At 54.6% G+C, this 18040-nt stretch carries 15 protein-coding genes and 7 tRNA genes; 21 read left to right on the top strand and 1 reads right to left on the bottom strand.

All coding sequences use genetic code 11. The annotated features are described in order from the left end of the window. The first annotated feature begins 333 nt into the window (after positions 1-333). The 12 genes from nagB to B4056_RS04280 all read left to right on the top strand — a co-directional run bounded on the left by nagB (position 334) and on the right by B4056_RS04280 (position 7205). Positions 334-1134 (top strand): glucosamine-6-phosphate deaminase, encoded by an 801-nt coding sequence (gene nagB / locus B4056_RS04335; protein WP_071668986.1) that lies wholly within the window; start codon positions 334-336, stop codon positions 1132-1134. Positions 1135-1190: 56 nt separating this feature from the next. Next, a complete protein-coding gene (gene nagA / locus B4056_RS04330) occupies positions 1191-2339 on the top strand; it encodes an N-acetylglucosamine-6-phosphate deacetylase (RefSeq protein WP_039383172.1) in 1149 nt (382 codons plus the stop codon). 7 nt (positions 2340-2346) lie between these two features. After that, complete coding sequence (gene nagC / locus B4056_RS04325; protein ID WP_039383170.1) at positions 2347-3567, top strand: DNA-binding transcriptional regulator NagC; 1221 nt, start codon at positions 2347-2349, stop codon at positions 3565-3567. Between the two features lie 36 nt (positions 3568-3603). Then, positions 3604-4356 carry an HAD-IIA family hydrolase gene (locus B4056_RS04320; RefSeq protein WP_039383168.1) on the top strand — a complete coding sequence of 251 codons (753 nt, stop codon included), beginning with the start codon at positions 3604-3606 and terminating at the stop codon, positions 4354-4356. Positions 4357-4654: 298 nt separating this feature from the next. Then, positions 4655-6322 carry an asparagine synthase B gene (asnB, locus tag B4056_RS04315; protein WP_039383166.1) on the top strand — a complete coding sequence of 556 codons (1668 nt, stop codon included), beginning with the start codon at positions 4655-4657 and terminating at the stop codon, positions 6320-6322. 217 nt (positions 6323-6539) lie between these two features. Beyond that, positions 6540-6616 (top strand) — tRNA-Met (locus B4056_RS04310). Between the two features lie 8 nt (positions 6617-6624). After that, a tRNA-Leu gene (locus B4056_RS04305) sits at positions 6625-6709 on the top strand. A gap of 21 nt (positions 6710-6730) precedes the next feature. Next, positions 6731-6805: transfer RNA gene (locus B4056_RS04300), tRNA-Gln, on the top strand. A gap of 34 nt (positions 6806-6839) precedes the next feature. After that, positions 6840-6914 (top strand) — tRNA-Gln (locus tag B4056_RS04295). A gap of 30 nt (positions 6915-6944) precedes the next feature. Next, positions 6945-7021 (top strand) — tRNA-Met (locus tag B4056_RS04290). Between the two features lie 6 nt (positions 7022-7027). After that, positions 7028-7102: transfer RNA gene (locus B4056_RS04285), tRNA-Gln, on the top strand. A gap of 28 nt (positions 7103-7130) precedes the next feature. Then, positions 7131-7205 (top strand) — tRNA-Gln (locus B4056_RS04280). 103 nt (positions 7206-7308) lie between these two features. Here B4056_RS04280 and ubiF read toward each other — a convergent pair. Then, a complete protein-coding gene (gene ubiF / locus B4056_RS04275) occupies positions 7309-8481 on the bottom strand; it encodes a 3-demethoxyubiquinol 3-hydroxylase (RefSeq protein WP_039383164.1) in 1173 nt (390 codons plus the stop codon). Positions 8482-8719: 238 nt separating this feature from the next. Between ubiF and miaB the strand changes: the two genes are divergently transcribed. The 9 genes from miaB (at position 8720) to B4056_RS04230 (ending at position 17989) form a co-directional block, all read left to right on the top strand. Next, on the top strand, positions 8720-10144 hold the full coding sequence (miaB, locus tag B4056_RS04270) for a tRNA (N6-isopentenyl adenosine(37)-C2)-methylthiotransferase MiaB (protein ID WP_071668984.1): 1425 nt from the start codon (positions 8720-8722) through the stop codon (positions 10142-10144). A gap of 205 nt (positions 10145-10349) precedes the next feature. Next, positions 10350-11423, top strand: a complete 1074-nt coding sequence (locus tag B4056_RS04265; protein ID WP_094111648.1) for a PhoH family protein — start codon at positions 10350-10352, stop codon at positions 11421-11423. Beyond that, a complete protein-coding gene (gene ybeY, locus B4056_RS04260; RefSeq protein ID WP_071668982.1) occupies positions 11420-11893 on the top strand; it encodes an rRNA maturation RNase YbeY in 474 nt (157 codons plus the stop codon). The genes B4056_RS04265 and ybeY overlap by 4 nt, the downstream gene beginning before the upstream one ends. Positions 11894-11974: 81 nt before the next feature. Continuing rightward, positions 11975-12856 carry a CNNM family magnesium/cobalt transport protein CorC gene (gene corC / locus B4056_RS04255; protein ID WP_094111647.1) on the top strand — a complete coding sequence of 294 codons (882 nt, stop codon included), beginning with the start codon at positions 11975-11977 and terminating at the stop codon, positions 12854-12856. A gap of 4 nt (positions 12857-12860) precedes the next feature. Then, positions 12861-14387: an apolipoprotein N-acyltransferase gene (gene lnt / locus B4056_RS04250; protein ID WP_039383154.1), complete on the top strand. Its 1527-nt coding sequence runs from the start codon at positions 12861-12863 to the stop codon at positions 14385-14387. A gap of 404 nt (positions 14388-14791) precedes the next feature. Then, the gene (locus tag B4056_RS04245) at positions 14792-15685 is read left to right on the top strand and encodes a glutamate/aspartate ABC transporter substrate-binding protein (protein ID WP_039383153.1); all 894 of its coding nucleotides are present in this window, start codon (positions 14792-14794) and stop codon (positions 15683-15685) included. 160 nt (positions 15686-15845) lie between these two features. Beyond that, a complete protein-coding gene (locus B4056_RS04240) occupies positions 15846-16586 on the top strand; it encodes an amino acid ABC transporter permease (protein ID WP_039383152.1) in 741 nt (246 codons plus the stop codon). Next, positions 16586-17263 (top strand): glutamate/aspartate ABC transporter permease GltK, encoded by a 678-nt coding sequence (gene gltK, locus B4056_RS04235; protein ID WP_039383151.1) that lies wholly within the window; start codon positions 16586-16588, stop codon positions 17261-17263. Before B4056_RS04240 ends, gltK begins: the two co-directional genes overlap by 1 nt. After that, positions 17264-17989, top strand: coding sequence for an amino acid ABC transporter ATP-binding protein (locus tag B4056_RS04230; protein ID WP_039383149.1), 726 nt, complete (start codon positions 17264-17266; stop codon positions 17987-17989). The last annotated feature ends 51 nt before the right edge of the window (positions 17990-18040 follow it).

Below are 18040 nucleotides of genomic sequence, written 5' to 3'. Positions count from 1 at the left end.
TTGTTCTCCCCCTATGAGACTGGCGTATCCCCTGGTACGGGTTGGTTTTATTATCCCGGCACCTGGCGTGTTGATAAGACGATTCTCTGCGAGATGCAGTGTAAAGATAAATTAATTCGCCTCGCAAATTAAAACCGCTCCAGTTGTGACTTTTATCACCTTAATAGCCAATATAAGTCGCTTAATACTGGTCACTGCCACAAACTTATTTTATGATAAAAAATATCAACCGCTCTTTTTCGCTGTAGCCTGCTGATAAACGCGTTAACCTCATTCACACTTGATCACGGCTGCTACAGCATATTCTTTTTATCTGTTTAACCGAGGTGCACTATGAGACTGATTCCGCTGGCTACACCTGCTCAGGTTGGCAAATGGGCAGCCCGCCATATCGTCAACCGGATTAACGCCTTTAACCCAGGCCCTGAGCGTCCCTTTGTTCTGGGATTGCCTACGGGCGGCACGCCGCTGGAAGCTTACAAGCATCTGATTGAGATGCACAAAGCGGGCCAGGTCAGCTTTAAGCATGTTGTCACATTCAATATGGATGAGTATGTCGGTCTGCCGAAAGCGCACCCGGAAAGCTATCACAGCTTTATGTATCGCAACTTTTTCGATCACGTTGATATTCCGTCAGAAAACATCAATCTTCTGAATGGCAATGCGGAAGATATTGACGCAGAATGTCGCCAGTATGAAGAGAAGATTCGTGCGTTTGGTAAAATCCACCTGTTTATGGGTGGTGTAGGCAATGATGGCCATATTGCGTTTAATGAACCCGCCTCCTCGCTCTCATCGCGTACACGTATAAAAACGCTGACGCATGATACGCGTGTCGCTAATTCACGCTTTTTCGATGGCGATGTCAGCCAGGTCCCTAAATATGCGCTGACCGTTGGCGTGGGTACGCTGCTTGATGCCGAAGAGGTAATGATCCTGGTGACAGGCCACGTCAAAGCGCTGGCGCTTCAGGCCGCGGTAGAAGGCAACGTAAACCATATGTGGACCATCAGCTGTCTGCAGCTGCATCCAAAAGCGGTTGTGGTATGTGATGAGCCAGCGACAATGGAACTGAAAATTAAAACGGTAAAATATTTCCGCGAGCTTGAAGCGGAAAATATGCAGGGCGTCTGAGAGCACGATGTAGAAGCCTGCTGTCGTTGACAGCTGGCGCAGCCGGGAGAGAGATAATGTACGCATTAGTAAACGGTCGGATTTTTACCGGCTATGACATTCTGGACGATCACGCGGTAGTTATCGCGGACGGTATTATTGATCGGGTTTGCCCGCGCGCCATGCTGGATGCAGCGCTACCGCAACAGGATATGGCCGGCGCGTTTATCGCTCCCGGCTTTATCGACCTGCAGCTCAACGGCTGCGGCGGTGTGCAATTCAACGATTCGCCTGAAGCGCTGAGCGTGGAAACGCTGGAGATAATGCAGCGTGCTAATGAAAAGTCAGGCTGTACCAGCTTTCTTCCAACGCTGATTACCAGCAGTGATGAACTGATGAAGCAGGCGGTGGAAACCATGCGCGCCTGGCTGACAACGCGCCAGAATCAGGCGCTGGGTTTGCACCTTGAAGGTCCGTGGCTCAACCGGGAGAAAAAAGGAACGCACAATCCGGCTCTGATACGCCAGCCCGATCCCGCACTGGTCGACTACCTTTGTGCCAACGCGGATGTCATTACTAAAGTCACGCTGGCGCCTGAACAGGCAGGCAGCGAGGTTATTCGTCAGCTCAGCGCAGCCGGTATCATCGTTTCTGCCGGTCACTCTAATGCGACCTATGCCGAGGCAAAAGCCGGCTTCAGCGCCGGCATTACCTTTGCGACCCATCTTTATAATGCGATGAGTCCTTTTAGCGGCCGTGAACCTGGACTGGTCGGTGCGCTGTTTGATTCGCCTGATGTATACTGCGGCATCATTGCAGATGGCTTACATGTCAATTACGCTAACGTGCGCATGGCAAAACGTCTCAAAGGCGAACGGCTGATTCTGGTTACTGACGCGACTGCGCCGGCAGGTGCTGCGATTGATAAATTCATTTTTGCAGGTAAAACAATATACTATCGCAATGGTCTGTGCGTGGATGAGCATGGAACCCTGAGCGGTTCAGCACTGACAATGATTGAAGCAGTGCAGAACAGCGTAGAGTATTGCGGCATTGCCCTGGATGAGGCGTTACGTATGGCAACGCTTTATCCGGCAAGAGCCATGGGCGTGGAGAAACAGCTGGGCACGGTAGCAGCAGGAAAAGCCGCCAACCTCACTGTTTTTACCCGCGATTATCAAATCATCAAGACGTTCGTCAATGGAGAGAGCGTCCTCAGCGAGTAAGCATTGAATGACCACTGGCGGCCAGACTCAAATAGGAAATGTCGATCTTGTCAAACAACTCAATAGCGCAGCCGTTTATCGGTTGATCGATCAACAGGGGCCGATTTCGCGCATTCAGATTGCCGATCTCAGCCAGCTTGCGCCCGCCAGTGTCACTAAAATTACCCGTCAGCTGATTGAACGCGGTTTGATCAAAGAGGTCGAGCAGCAGGCCTCTACCGGCGGTCGCCGCGCCATCTCCATTATCACGGAAACCCGTCATTTCCATACCATCGGCGTCCGTCTCGGACGCAACGACGCCACGCTTACCCTGTTTGATCTAAGCGGCAAATCGCTGGCGCAGGAAGATTATCCGCTACCGGAGCGCACGCAGGAGACGCTGGAGAACGCGCTGTTTAACGCTATCAGCGCGTTTATTAACGTGCATCAGCGGAAAATTCATGAGCTGATCGCTATTGCCGTCATCCTGCCCGGGCTGGTCGATCCGGTTAAAGGGATTATCCGCTATATGCCGCACATTGCCGTCAGCCACTGGCCGCTGGTTGCCAGCCTGCAGCAGCGGTTCAGCGTGACCAGCTTTGTAGGGCATGATATCCGCAGTCTGGCGCTGGCTGAGCACTACTTCGGTGCAAGCCGCGACTGCGCTGACTCGATTCTGGTGCGGCTGCATCGTGGAACCGGTGCCGGCATTATTGCTAACGGACAGATTTTTCTCGGCAGTAACGGTAACGTGGGTGAAATTGGCCATATCCAGGTCGATCCGTTAGGCGAACGCTGCCACTGCGGCAACTTCGGCTGTCTGGAAACCATCGCCGCAAATGGCGCGATTGAAAACCGCGTACGCCATCTGCTGAATCAGGGATATCCAAGTACGCTGTCGCTGGATAACTGCCTGATGCCGCAAATCTGTCACGCTGCTAATCAGGGCGACGCGCTGGCGTGTGAAGTGATTGAGTATGTGGGGCGTTATCTCGGCAAAGCGATTGCCATTGCAATCAACCTTTTTAACCCGCAAAAGGTGGTGCTGGCGGGCGAAATCACCGACGCCGACAAAGTGTTGTTTCCCGCCATCGAGAGCTGTATCAATACGCAGGTGCTGCGTGAGTTTCGTAAAAACCTGCCGGTGGTGCGCTCACAGTTGGATCATCGCTCCGCGATTGGGGCGTTTGCGCTGGCAAAACGCGCTATGCTGAATGGCATTCTGCTGCAGCATCTGCTGGAAGATTAATTGTAACCTGCCTGAGCAGGCCTGACGGGATCTTGTATGACCATTAAAAGCGTAATCTGTGATATCGATGGCGTGTTGATGCATGACAACACGGCCGTGAAAGGGGCTAATGAATTTCTGCAGCGTATCCTGGAAAAAGGCATGCCGCTGGTTGTGCTGACTAACTATCCGTCGCAGACTGCTCAGGATCTGGCCAACCGTTTCTCCAACGCCGGCGTCGACATTCCTGACTCAGTGTTTTATACCTCAGCCATGGCCACCGCTGATTTCCTGCGGCGTCAGGAGGGGAAAAAAGCGTATGTGATCGGAGAAGGTGCGCTGGTTCATGAACTCTACAACGCCGGCTTTACCATTACTGACGTCAATCCTGATTTTGTTATCGTCGGTGAAACCCGCTCGTTTAACTGGGATATGATGCATAAAGCCGCGTTTTTTGTGGCTAACGGCGCGCGCTTTATTGCGACCAATCCGGATACCCACGCGCGTGGATTTATTCCCGCCTGCGGCGCCCTCTGTGCCGGTATCGAAACCATTTCGGGCCGTAAGCCTTTTTATGTTGGCAAGCCCAGCCCCTACATTATGCGGGCGGCGCTGAACAAAATGCATGCGCACTCTGAAGAGACAGTGATCGTGGGTGATAACCTGCGCACCGATATTCTGGCGGGCTTCCAGGCGGGACTGGAAACTATTCTGGTGCTCTCTGGTGTTTCCACCCTGAGCGATATCGACGCAATGCCATTCCGCCCCGACTGGATTTTCCCTTCCGTCGCCGATATCGATCTGTTCTGACCGGCGCCGTGCACCTGCTGACGCCCTGCCCACCTGCCGGTGTGCGGGGCGTTACTGTTTTTGGCGCCTGATGATAAAAAGAGCTAAACCGGCAAATTATTAGATACCATCTAAAAAAACAGCCTTTATTTTGGTGTATATTCAATTTATTCACCTGTGCAACACTCTATTTATCATAAAAACGTTATTTTGCTTGCGCAACCACCATCAATTAGCGCATTTTCTTATACATCACGCAGCGCAGGCTGCCGGACAAATGCAAAATAACATCGCCACAGGGTGAGATCAGGAGTCAGTTATGTGTTCGATTTTTGGTGTGCTGGATCTGAAAAGCGATCCTGTTGAACTGCGCAAGAAAGCGCTGGAGTCTTCCCGTCTGATGCGTCACCGCGGCCCGGACTGGTCCGGGGTGTTTGCAGATGATAAGGCTATCCTGGTGCATGAGCGCCTCTCAATCGTTGACGTTAACAACGGCGCGCAGCCGCTGTATAACGCTGACCACACTCACGTACTGGCCGTGAACGGCGAAATTTATAACCATCAGGCGCTGCGCGCTGAGCTGAGCGATCGTTATGCGTTTCAAACCGGCTCCGACTGCGAAGTGATTCTGGCGCTCTATCAGGAAAAAGGCGTCGATTTCCTTGATGACCTGCAGGGTATGTTCGCTTTCATCCTGTGGGACAGCGTTAAACAGCAGTACCTGATTGGTCGCGATCATATCGGTATCATTCCGCTCTATATGGGCAATGATGAGCACGGTAACCTTTACGTGGCGTCTGAAATGAAAGCGCTGGTTCCGGTCTGCCGCTCTATTAAAGAATTCCCGCCGGGAAGCTTCCTCTCCAGCACTGATGGTGAAATCCGTCGTTACTGGCAGCGCGACTGGATGGATTTTGCGGCGGTTGCGCAGAACACCACCGATGCTGCAGGCCTGAAACATGCGCTGGAAGAGTCAGTAAAAAGCCATCTGATGTCTGATGTCCCTTACGGCGTGCTGCTCTCAGGCGGACTCGACTCTTCAATCATTTCGGCCGTTACCAAGCGTTTTGCGGCTAAACGGGTGGAAGATGCTGATAAGAGCGACGCCTGGTGGCCACAGCTGCACTCGTTTGCTGTGGGCCTGGAGGGTTCACCCGATCTGAAAGCTGCGCAGGCGGTCGCCGATCATCTCGGTACCGTACACCACGAAATTCATTTCACGGTACAGGAAGGCCTGGACGCGATCCGTGACGTGATTTACCACATCGAAACGTATGATGTCACCACGATTCGCGCCTCAACGCCGATGTATCTGATGTCACGCAAAATCAAGGCGATGGGTATCAAGATGGTGCTTTCTGGTGAGGGCGCAGATGAAGTATTTGGCGGCTATCTCTACTTCCATAAAGCACCAAACGCCCGTGAGTTCCATGAGGAGAACGTGCGTAAGCTGCTGGCGCTGCATATGTTTGACTGCGCGCGTGCGAACAAAGCGATGTCAGCCTGGGGCGTAGAGGCACGCGTGCCGTTCCTGGATAAAAAATTCCTGGATGTGGCAATGCGCATCAACCCGGAAGATAAACTGTGCGGCAGCAACGGGAAGATGGAAAAGCACATTCTGCGTGAATGCTTCTCATCGTATCTGCCGGAGAGCGTGGCGTGGCGTCAAAAAGAGCAATTTTCTGATGGGGTCGGTTACAGCTGGATCGATACGCTGAAAGAAGTGGCGGCGAAGCAGGTCAGCGATCAGCAGCTGGCAACCGCACATTTCCGCTTCCCGCACAACACGCCTGGCTCAAAAGAAGCGTATCTCTATCGCGAAATCTTTGAGGAGCTGTTCCCGCTGCCGAGCGCAGCAGAGTGCGTGCCTGGCGGACCTTCTGTGGCCTGCTCTTCTGCTAAAGCGATTGAGTGGGATGAGGCGTTCAAATCCATGGACGATCCTTCCGGCCGTGCCGTTGGCGTACATCAGTCCGCTTACAAATAAGCGCATCGCCGGATAGAGTAAGGGACCCGCTGCGGTCCCTTTTTAGTTGCAACTGACGCGGATGTGATCGAAAATTGCTGAATAAAGCGCCAGCCTGGTTACAAGCCAGACAAACAGGCGCCGCAAGGTAAAAAACGGCAAAAAAACTGTTGACGCTACAAAGCTCAATACGCATAATGCGCCCCGCAACGCCGTTGAAGGTAACGCGAAAAAAGATGGCTACGTAGCTCAGTCGGTTAGAGCACATCACTCATAATGATGGGGTCACAGGTTCGATTCCCGTCGTAGCCACCATCTTTTTTGCGGGAGTGGCGAAATTGGTAGACGCACCAGATTTAGGTTCTGGCGCCGCAAGGTGTGCGAGTTCAAGTCTCGCCTCCCGCACCATTTCAGTCTTCGGCAGCCGGATGGGGTATCGCCAAGCGGTAAGGCACCGGTTTTTGATACCGGCATTCCCTGGTTCGAATCCAGGTACCCCAGCCAATCCGATATGTTTTCGTGGATACGCGTTAACAGATGGGATATCGCCAAGCGGTAAGGCACCGGTTTTTGATACCGGCATTCCCTGGTTCGAATCCAGGTATCCCAGCCAGCATCGGGAAAAGCAGTAAAGCAGTATTATGGCTACGTAGCTCAGTCGGTTAGAGCACATCACTCATAATGATGGGGTCACAGGTTCGATTCCCGTCGTAGCCACCAGATAATTGGGGTGTCGCCAAGCGGTAAGGCACTGGTTTCTGATACCAGCATTCCGGGGTTCGAATCCCTGCACCCCAGCCATACAAAGACAATTTGATCAAACACCTATTGGGGTGTCGCCAAGCGGTAAGGCACTGGTTTCTGATACCAGCATTCCGGGGTTCGAATCCCTGCACCCCAGCCAAATTGCACAACAGGCCCGCTTTTGCGGGCTTTGTTGTTTCTGACGTTCTGAAACGGCAGGGCTTTCTGCCAGCGCGCCGCGCCAGCAGTAAGCGTGGGTGAGGTCAGAGTCCCAGCGCGTAGCGCAGCGCACGACGCTTCAGGCCGCCGGCACGCTCTGCCGCCATCAACCCCAGATTACGCGCCAGGCGCAGCGGCGGCAGTGAGTTGCTGAACGCAAAATAGAACAGATCCATGCCACCCTGCATCAGCAGATTATCGCGATAGCGTTCACGCTGATAGCGCTGCAGCACCGCCATTCCTGACCACGTCTGCGCCTGACTGCGCGCCTCAGTCAGCACGGTAATCAGCGCATCCACGTCGCGATAGCCCAGGTTAACGCCCTGCCCCGCCAGCGGATTAATCGTATGCGCAGCATCGCCCACCAGCGCCAGCCCCGGCATGACGTAGCGCGTGGCATGACGCCGGACCAGCGGAAACGACGCCGCGCTCTTTATCTGAAAACGGCCGAGACGGGCCGGGAAATTCAGCTTTACCTCTTTCTCCAGCTGGCTCAGCGGCAGCGCCTGCAGCTGACGGATACGCGCGGGTGCGTCATACCACACCAGCGATGCATGCTGGTCAAAAAGCGGCAGAAAAGCTCGCGGCCCCTGCGGCGTAAACTGCTGCCAGGTAGCATCACCCGCCGGATGCTCACACTCGGTACTGATAAGCATGCAGGATTGCGCATAGTTCCAGCCGTGCACGCCAATGCCTGCCAGCTGCCGCACCCGCGAGTTAGCGCCATCCGCGCCAACCACCAGCCGGGCATCAAGCGGTGCGCCCTGGTCCAGGGTGATGTGCCAGCCGCCGCTATGCGGCTGCAGATCCTGCAGCGTTGCCGGGCACAGCAGCGCGACGCCATCCTGCTGCATCTGCTCCCACAGCGCCCGCTGCAACACGCGGTTTTCTACCATATAGCCAAGCACCGGCAGCCCCAGCGATGCTGCATCAAACGTGACGTGCGCGCTCTGCCACTCCCAGGTTTCCAGTTTGCGATAGGGCGCACTGCGCATCGTCTCTACGCGCGCCCAGGCGCCCAGCTGCTGCAGTAACGCAACTGAAGAAGCACCAATCGCGGAGATGCGGATATCAGGCTCGCAGCTGCTATCAAACGGCTCAGGTTCTGCACGCTCAATGACAGCGACGCGGAACTGCTGCTGCGCCAGCCCGCACGCCAGCGCCGCCCCCACCATGCCACCTCCGACGATGACCACGTCATACTGTCTCTCCTGCATCAATCCTCACCTTTCCTGTTGCCCTGACGCCCCACGGCGTTTGCTGATAAACAAAGTGTACCGGAAATCATCCGGAAGGGGGCTGAGCCGCTGCCACATCTTTTTGTGTCCGCGCTGCCTGCAGCAGCCTGGCTGTCACGCTGGTGCGCGAAGTATGACAGGTACGCTGGTCACATCCCCCCCAAAGCATTACACTATGCCCCCTGCACTTCCCTGCTCAGATTCAATGGCTGGTTCAATGACCAAAAAACTGCATATCAAAACCTGGGGCTGTCAGATGAATGAGTATGATTCATCCAAGATGGCTGACCTGCTGAACAGCACGCACGGCTACACTCTGACGGAGGAAGCCGAAGACGCAGATGTTCTGCTGCTTAATACCTGCTCTATCCGTGAGAAAGCGCAGGAGAAAGTCTTTCACCTGTTAGGGCGCTGGAAAAAGCTCAAAGCGGCCAATCCCGATCTTATCATCGGCGTGGGCGGCTGCGTGGCGTCGCAGGAAGGCGATAAACTGCGCCAGCGTGCACAGTGTGTTGATATCGTCTTTGGACCACAGACGCTGCATCGCCTGCCGGAAATGATCAATCAGGTACGCGGGAATAAAAGCCCGGTAGTTGACGTCAGCTTCCCGGAAATTGAAAAATTTGACCGTCTGCCGGAACCGCGCGCTGAAGGCCCGACGGCTTTTGTCTCCATCATGGAAGGCTGCAATAAATATTGCACTTTCTGCGTGGTGCCGTATACCCGCGGCGAAGAAGTCAGCCGTCCCTGCGACGATATCCTGCTGGAAATCGCTCAGCTGGCCGCTCAGGGTGTGCGCGAGGTCAACTTGCTGGGTCAGAACGTCAACGCCTATCGCGGCGCAACCTTTGATGACCAGATCTGCACGTTTGCTGAGCTGCTGCGCCTCGTCGCCGCCATTGATGGTATCGACCGCATCCGCTTTACCACCAGCCATCCGATTGAGTTCACCGATGACATCATTGATGTCTATCGTGATACGCCAGAGCTGGTGAGCTTCCTGCATCTGCCGGTCCAGAGCGGCGCTGACCGTATTCTGACGCTGATGAAGCGGGCGCACACTGCGCTGGAGTACAAAGCGATTATTCGCAAGCTGCGCGCAGCACGTCCTGATATCGAAATCAGCTCTGATTTTATCATCGGTTTCCCGGGTGAAACTCAGCACGACTTCGAACAGACCATGAAGCTGATCCACGACGTTAACTTTGACACCAGCTACAGCTTTATCTACTCCGCCCGTCCGGGTACGCCTGCGGCTGACCTGCCAGACGACGTGCCGGAAGAGGAGAAAAAGCAGCGCCTTTATATTCTGCAGGATCGTATCCAGCAGCAGGCGATGGCGATCAGCCGCCGTATGGTGGGTACCGTTCAGCGTATTCTGGTTGAGGGTACATCACGTAAAAATGTGATGGAACTGACCGGCCGTACTGAAAATAACCGCGTGGTAAACTTTGAAGGCTCGGTGAACATGATTGGCAAATTTGTCGATGTTGAAATCGTTGATGTCTATGCCAACTCACTGCGCGGCGTGGTCGTACGCACTGAAGATCGCATGGGACTGCGCGTGGCGCAGAGTCCGGCGGCCGTCATTGCCCGTACCCGCAAAGAGGATGAAACCGGCGTCGGCCTGTATCAACCCTGACAGTTAATCACTGTGCGGCAGCACGCAGCGTGCTGCCGCCTGTTTCATCCGCCACCCCTTGCATTCTGCAGCGGTCGCCCAAATATCTTTCCCTGCGCTTGCGTCCTGGTGCTGTCCCATAAATAATTTTGTCATACGCTTATGACGCGCACGCGCGGCATCTATACACCTTTTCAACTGGCCCTGTGTGACCCAAAGGATTCAATTGAATATCGAAACTCGTGAAATCGCCCTGGAACCCGCCGATAACCAGCGTCTGATGAGCCTGTGCGGTCCGTTTGATGACAATGTGAAGCAGCTGGAACGCCGTCTGGGCATCGAAATCAACCGCCGCGACAACCATTTCAAACTGGTGGGCCGCGCGCTCAGCGTGGAGGCCGCCGCGCATATTCTGCGTACGCTGTACGTGGATACTGCCCCGGTACGCGGTCATATTCCGGATATCGAACCGGATCACATCCATCTGGCCATTAAAGAGAGCCGGGTGCTGGAGCAGACCGCTGAAAGTGTGCCGGAGTATGGCAAAGCGGTAAACATTAAAACCAAACGCGGTGTGATTAAGCCGCGCACGCCGAATCAGGCGCAGTACATCGCCAACATCCTCGACCACGATATCACCTTTGGTATCGGCCCGGCGGGTACCGGTAAAACCTATCTTGCGGTTGCCGCCGCGGTTGATGCGCTGGAGCGCCAGGAGATTCGTCGTATCCTGCTGACCCGCCCGGCGGTAGAAGCGGGTGAAAAACTGGGCTTTCTGCCTGGCGATCTGAGCCAGAAGGTTGATCCCTATCTGCGCCCGCTTTATGACGCGCTGTTTGAGATGCTCGGCTTTGAACGGGTTGAGAAGCTGATGGAGCGCAACGTGATTGAGGTCGCACCGCTCGCCTATATGCGCGGTCGTACGCTGAATGATGCGTTTGTGATCCTTGATGAAAGCCAGAACACCACCATTGAACAGATGAAGATGTTCCTGACGCGCATCGGCTTTAACTCCAAAGCGGTGATCACCGGTGACGTGACGCAGATTGACCTGCCGCGCAGCACCAAGTCGGGTCTGCGCCACGCGATTGAAGTGCTGGCTGACGTCGAAGAGATCAGCTTTAACTTCTTCCACAGCGAAGATGTGGTACGCCATCCGGTAGTGGCACGTATTGTGAACGCTTATGAAGCCTGGGAAGAGGCGGATCAGAAGCGTCGTGATAAACTGGCGGAAGAGCGTAAACGGGAGTCGCTGGCCGCACAAGCTGTGCACTCCACACCACCACAGGAGCCGTCATGAGTACGGTAGTACTGGATTTACAGCAGGCCTGCGCCGACGCGCACGGCCTGCCGGAAGAAACCGCTTTTCAGCGCTGGCTGGAAGCGGCCGTTACCCCCTTTCAGCCAGAAAGTGAGGTCACGATTCGCCTGGTTGATGAAGCGGAGAGTCACGAGCTAAACCTGACTTATCGCGGCAAAGACAAGCCGACCAACGTGCTCTCTTTTCCTTTTGAAGCGCCGCCAGGAATTGAGCTGCCGCTGCTGGGTGATTTAATTATCTGTCGCCAGGTGGTTGAGCAGGAAGCGGCTGAACAGGGTAAAAGCACTGAAGCACATTGGGCACACATGGTCGTACACGGCACGCTGCATCTGCTGGGCTATGACCATATTGAAGACAGTGAAGCCGAAGAGATGGAGGCGCTGGAGACTGAGATAATGCTTGCTCTTGGTTATCCTGACCCGTACATTTCGGAGAAAGAAGACGCCTGAGCCGTGGGTTCAGGCTACTGTGCTGCCGGCGGGACGCGGGCAGCTATCCTTATCTAACAGCGAGATCGTAATTAAAACGCCATGAGCGACGACCATTCTCAAAACAACGACGCCCCCAGTAGTAAAAAGGGCTTCTTTTCCCTGCTGCTTAGCCAGCTGTTTCACGGTGAACCTAAAAATCGTGATGAACTGCTGGGTCTGATCCGTGATTCTGAACAAAAAGAGCTGATTGACCAGGATACCCGCGACATGCTGGAAGGGGTGCTCGACATCGCCGAACAGCGCGTACGCGATATCATGATCCCACGCTCACAGATGATCACCCTGAAGCGCAATCAGAGTCTGGAAGAGTGCCTGGCCGTGATTATTGAATCTGCGCACTCCCGTTTTCCGGTCATCAGCGAAGATAAAGATCACGTTGAAGGCATTCTGATGGCGAAAGATCTGCTGCCGTTTATGAGCAGCAGCGCTGAGCCCTTCAGTATGGAAAAGGTGCTGCGTCCTGCGGTAGTGGTGCCGGAAAGCAAGCGCGTTGACCGCATGCTGAAAGAGTTCCGCTCGCAGCGCTATCATATGGCGATTGTTATTGATGAATTTGGTGGCGTATCCGGCCTGGTGACCATCGAAGATATTCTGGAGCTGATTGTCGGCGAAATCGAAGATGAGTATGACGACGAAGAAGATCGCGACATCCGTCAGCTGAATCGCCATACCTACACGGTACGCGCGCTGACGCCGATTGAAGATTTCAACGAGGCGTTCGGCACCGATTTCAGCGATGACGAAGTGGATACGATTGGCGGTCTGGTTATGCAGGGCTTTGGCCACCTTCCGGCTCGCGGCGAGAGTATCACTATTGATGGCTACCACTTCAAAGTCGCTATGGCGGACAGCCGTCGTATTATTCAGGTGCATGTGAAAATTCCGGAAGATTCTCCACAACCGCAACTCGAAGACGAATAACTTTATGGCATCTGCCTCTCTTTTTTCCCGGCAGCGGGTGCGTCTGCTGCTGGCGCTGATAGCGGGTGCCACCGGCACCCTCGCCTTTTCTCCTTACGATTTCTGGCCTGCGGCGCTTATCTCCCTGGCGGGTTTGCAGGTATTACTGCTAAACCGTCGTCCTGCCCAGGCTGCAGCGCTTGGCTTTACATGGGGCTTTGGCCTGTTTGGCAGCGGCATTAACTGGGTCTATGTTAGCATCGCTACCTTTGGCGGTATGCCCGGGCCGGTAAACGTCTTTCTGGTGCTGCTGCTGGCAGCATATCTGGCGCTCTATCCGCTGCTGTTTGCCGTGGTGCTCAACCGCTTCTGGCCGCGCGCTACTCTATGGCGGCTGGCGCTGGCGGCGCCGGCGTTATGGCAAATCAGTGAGTTTCTGCGCGGCTGGGTCCTGACGGGTTTCCCCTGGCTGCAGTTTGGCTACAGCCAGATTGACGGTCCGCTGAAAGGTATTGCGCCGCTTGCGGGCGTAGAGACCATTACCTTCCTGCTGATGATGATTGCCGGCCTGCTGGTCTTTGCCCTGCATCAGCGCAGTCTGAAAAGCCTGATTGTTGCCGCAGCCCTGCTGCTGCTGCCGTGGCCGCTGCGTATGCTGCACTGGTATCAGCCGCTGCCGGCACGCAGTGTGGACGTGGCGATGGTACAGGGTAATATCCCGCAATCGATGAAGTGGGATCCGCAGCAGCTGCGCGACACGCTGCGCGTCTATACCAGCTACAGTCAGCCCTATATCGGCAGTGCGCCGCTGATTATCTGGCCTGAATCAGCTATTACCGATCTTGAAAGTAACCAGCAGCCCTTTTTACAGGCGCTGGACGCGGAACTGCGCGCGCGCGGCAGCAGTTTGATCACCGGCATTGTTGACTCACGCGTTGAGGGTGATAACCGCTATCACGACTATAACTCCGTCATCGTGCTCGGTGGCAAACAGCCTTATAACTACCAGAGCCGTAACCGCTATCAGAAAAATCACCTGGTGCCGTTCGGCGAGTTTGTGCCGCTGGAGAGCCTGCTTCGTCCGCTGGCGCCGTTCTTCGATCTGCCCATGTCCTCTTTCAGCCGCGGTGCTTACATCCAGCCACAGCTGAACGTGGCGGGTTATAACCTCACCAGCGCCATCTGCTATGAAATCGTTCTGGGCGAACAGGTACGTGCCAACTTCCGGCCAGATACCAACTTCCTGCTGACGGTTTCAAATGATGCCTGGTTCGGCCACTCGATCGGTCCGTGGCAGCATTTTCAGATGGCGCGCATGCGTGCGCTTGAGCTGGGACGCCCGCTGCTGCGCTCGACAAACAATGGCGTTACGGCCGTGGTCAACGCCGACGGCGACGTTGAAAAGATGATCCCGCAGTTTACCCGCCGGGTACTGGAGGCGCGCGTAACGCCTGCTGCAGGCGAAACGCCCTATGCGCGCAGCGGTATCTGGCCGGTCTGGTTACTGACGCTGGCAGCGATCACCGCCGCCATTGCACGCCGGCGCGTCTGACGCTCGCGTCTCCCTGAAAGCGAAGCCACGGCTTCGCTTTTTTTTTGTCTTTCCGCTGAAACATTCTCCTGCAATGCTGCGTAATGTGGCACAAAGCTTGCTGTTATCCATAACGACAGCGGCGAATCCCGGCAGCAGGCTTGCTGTCGTGAATTTCACGCACTGTTAACGGGCATGATTGCGCACTGAAACAGCGCAAGGCAGCTACATTGCCTTGTAATGGTGCGGAGCGGCTCGCAAAAAACAAACTTTTTTGTTTCATTGCGTTAACATTTCGCTATGTTAGTCCCCTATCCTGCGCGCAGTTGCGCTAAAGGATTATTAAAAAAGCAACAGGACACAGACATAACATCACGCTCTGCGCAGTTTTATTCTGCGCGACATTCACACGAAGGAGTTGGAACATGCAAATGCGCAAAGTGGCCTTATCACTTCTGCTGTTGGGAGCAGCAGCGGGCGCGGCTCAGGCAGAAGATTTCACCGGCACGCTGAAAAAGATTAACGACAGCGGCGTTATTGTCGTCGGCCATCGTGAGTCATCCGTTCCCTTTTCTTATTATGACAACCAGCAAAAAGTCGTCGGCTATTCGCAGGACTACTCCAGCGCCATTGTGGCAGCGATCAAAACCAGACTGAATAAACCCGATCTGCAGATCAAGATGCTGCCAATTACCTCGCAGAACCGTATTCCTCTGCTGCAGAACGGCACCTACGATTTTGAATGTGGTTCCACGACAAACAACGTTGAGCGTCAGCAGCAGGCGGCCTTCTCTGACACCATCTTTATCATCGGCACCCGTTTACTGGTGAAAAAAGGCGGTGACATTAAAGATTTCACCGATCTGAAAGGCAAAACGGTTGTGGTCACCTCCGGTACCACCTCTGAAATTCTGCTGCGCAAGCTGAATGATGAGAAAAAGCTCGATATGCGCATTATCAGCGCTAAAGATCATGGCGATTCGTTCCGCACGCTGGAAACCGGACGTGCCGTCGCCTTTATGATGGATGATGCCCTGCTGGCCGGTGAGCGCGCCAAGGCGAAGAAGCCTGATAACTGGGAGATTACGGGTACCGCGCAATCCAAAGAGGCTTACGGCTGCATGCTGCGTAAAGACGATCCACAGTTCAAACAGCTGCTGGATGAAACCATTGCTAAGGCACAGACCTCCGGTGAAGCGACCAAATGGTTTGATAAATGGTTTAAACAGCCTATTCCGCCAAAAAACCTCAATCTGAATTTTGAACTCTCCTCCGATATGCAGGCCCTGTTTAAATCACCTAACGACAAGGCGCTGTAACGTAACAACGATAACAAGGGCGGCCAGGCTGCCCTCCTGATTGCTGAACATGCGGTACGGACAGACAGACTGCTGCGGGTCGTTCCCCTGCGGCAGGAAAAAAGAGACCGCTCAACAATCTTATGGGTAGCCTGGCTACCCTTTTTTACCGGAGCTCGTTATGGGTATCGACTGGAACTGGGGCATCTTTTTACAGCAGGCTCCGTTCGGCAATACGACCTACCTTGGCTGGCTGTGGTCCGGATTTCAGGTGACCGTCGCGGTCTCCTGCTGCGCCTGGATTATCGCCTTCCTGGTGGGATCGCTGTTTGGCATTCTGCGTACCGTACCGAATCGCCTGCTGGCTGCGATTGGCACCTGCTATGTAGAGCTGTTTCGTAATATCCCGCTGATTGTGCAGTTTTTCTTCTGGTATCTGGTGGCGCCGGAACTGGTTGGTGAGAAGCTCGGCATGTGGTTTAAGGCGGAGCTTGATCCAAACATTCAGTTCTTCCTCTCCTCCATGATCTGTCTCGGACTTTTTACCGCAGCGCGCGTCTGCGAGCAGGTGCGGGCGGCGATTCAGTCGCTGCCGCGCGGACAGAAAAATGCCGGACTGGCTATGGGGCTGACGCTGCCACAAACCTATCGTTATGTGCTGCTGCCTAACGCCTACCGGGTGATTGTGCCGCCGATGACCTCGGAAATGCTGAACCTGGTCAAGAACTCCGCCATCGCCTCCACGATTGGCCTGGTCGACCTGGCTGCCCAGGCGGGCAAGCTGCTCGACTACTCGGCGCACGCCTATGAGTCCTTTACTGCGATTACGCTCGCCTATGTCGGCATCAATCTGGTGATTATGCTGGTCATGGGTCTGGTAGAACGCAAAATTCGCCTGCCCGGCAACCTGGGAGGGAAATAATGTACGATTTTGACTGGAGCTCTATTCCGCCCAGCCTGCCCTACCTGCTTAATGGCATGGTGATTACGCTTAAAATTACCGCCGTCGCGGTGGTGTTCGGCATTATCTGGGGCACCATTCTGGCCGTTATGCGCCTCTCAACGTTTGCCCCGGTACGCTGGTTTGCAAAACTCTACGTCAACCTGTTCCGTTCAGTCCCTTTGGTGATGGTACTGCTGTGGTTCTATCTGGTTGTGCCGAGTTTTCTGCAGCAGGTGCTGGGCCTGTCGCCGCAGACGGATATTCGTCTTATCTCTGCCATGGTGGCCTTTGCGCTGTTTGAGGCTGCTTATTATTCGGAAATTATTCGCGCCGGTATCCAGAGCATCTCTCGCGGACAATCAAATGCCGCACTGGCGCTCGGCATGACGCAGTGGCAATCAATGAAGCTGATTATTCTGCCGCAGGCGTTTCGCGCCATGGTGCCGCTGCTGCTTACTCAGGGCATTGTGCTGTTCCAGGATACCTCACTGGTCTATGTACTGAGCCTGGCTGATTTTTTCCGCACCGCCTCTACCATTGGCGAGCGCGATGGTACCCAGGTAGAAATGGTTCTGTTTGCCGGTCTGGTCTATTTCGCGATCAGCCTGAGCGCGTCGTTGCTGGTTAGCTATCTGAAAAGAAAAAGGACAGTTTAAATGATTAGCCTGAAAAATGTTTCTAAGTGGTATGGGCACTTTCAGGTGCTGACCGACTGCTCAACCGAGGTAAAAAAAGGAGAAGTGGTGGTGGTCTGCGGGCCCTCGGGCTCGGGCAAATCCACGCTGATTAAAACCGTCAACGGACTGGAGCCGGTTCAGCAGGGCAGCATTCAGGTCAACGGCACTGAAGTGAACAATAAAAAGACTAATCTGGCCAAACTGCGCAGTCAGGTCGGCATGGTGTTTCAGCACTTTGAGCTGTTTCCTCATCTGAGCATTATCGATAACCTGGTGCTGGCGCAGGTAAAAGTACTGAAGCGCGATAAAACGGCGGCGCGAGATAAAGGACAAGCCCTGCTGAAGCGCGTGGGGCTCTCTGCCCACGCGGAGAAGTTTCCGGGGCAGCTTTCAGGAGGCCAGCAACAGCGTGTGGCCATCGCCCGTGCGCTCTGCATGGACCCGATCGCCATGCTGTTTGATGAGCCCACCTCCGCGCTCGATCCGGAGATGATCAATGAAGTGCTGGATGTCATGGTTGAACTGGCAAACGAAGGCATGACGATGATGGTGGTGACGCACGAAATGGGCTTTGCGCGTAAGGTGGCTAATCGCGTTATCTTTATGGATGAAGGAAAAATTGTCGAAGATACCCGCAAAGATGACTTCTTTAATAATCCGCAGTCCGGGCGCGCGAAAGAGTTCCTGGCAAAAATTCTGCACTAAACGCTGAACCATGCGCGCCGCCTGCACACACGCAGCGGCGCGCTGTTAGCG

Origin of the sequence: Pantoea sp. UBA7232, from assembly GCF_002473195.1 — a bacterium.
GTDB lineage: Bacteria > Pseudomonadota > Gammaproteobacteria > Enterobacterales > Enterobacteriaceae > Pantoea > Pantoea eucrina.
Note: the sequence above shows the minus strand (reverse complement) of the source record. Positions and strands in the feature narration are given on the sequence as shown.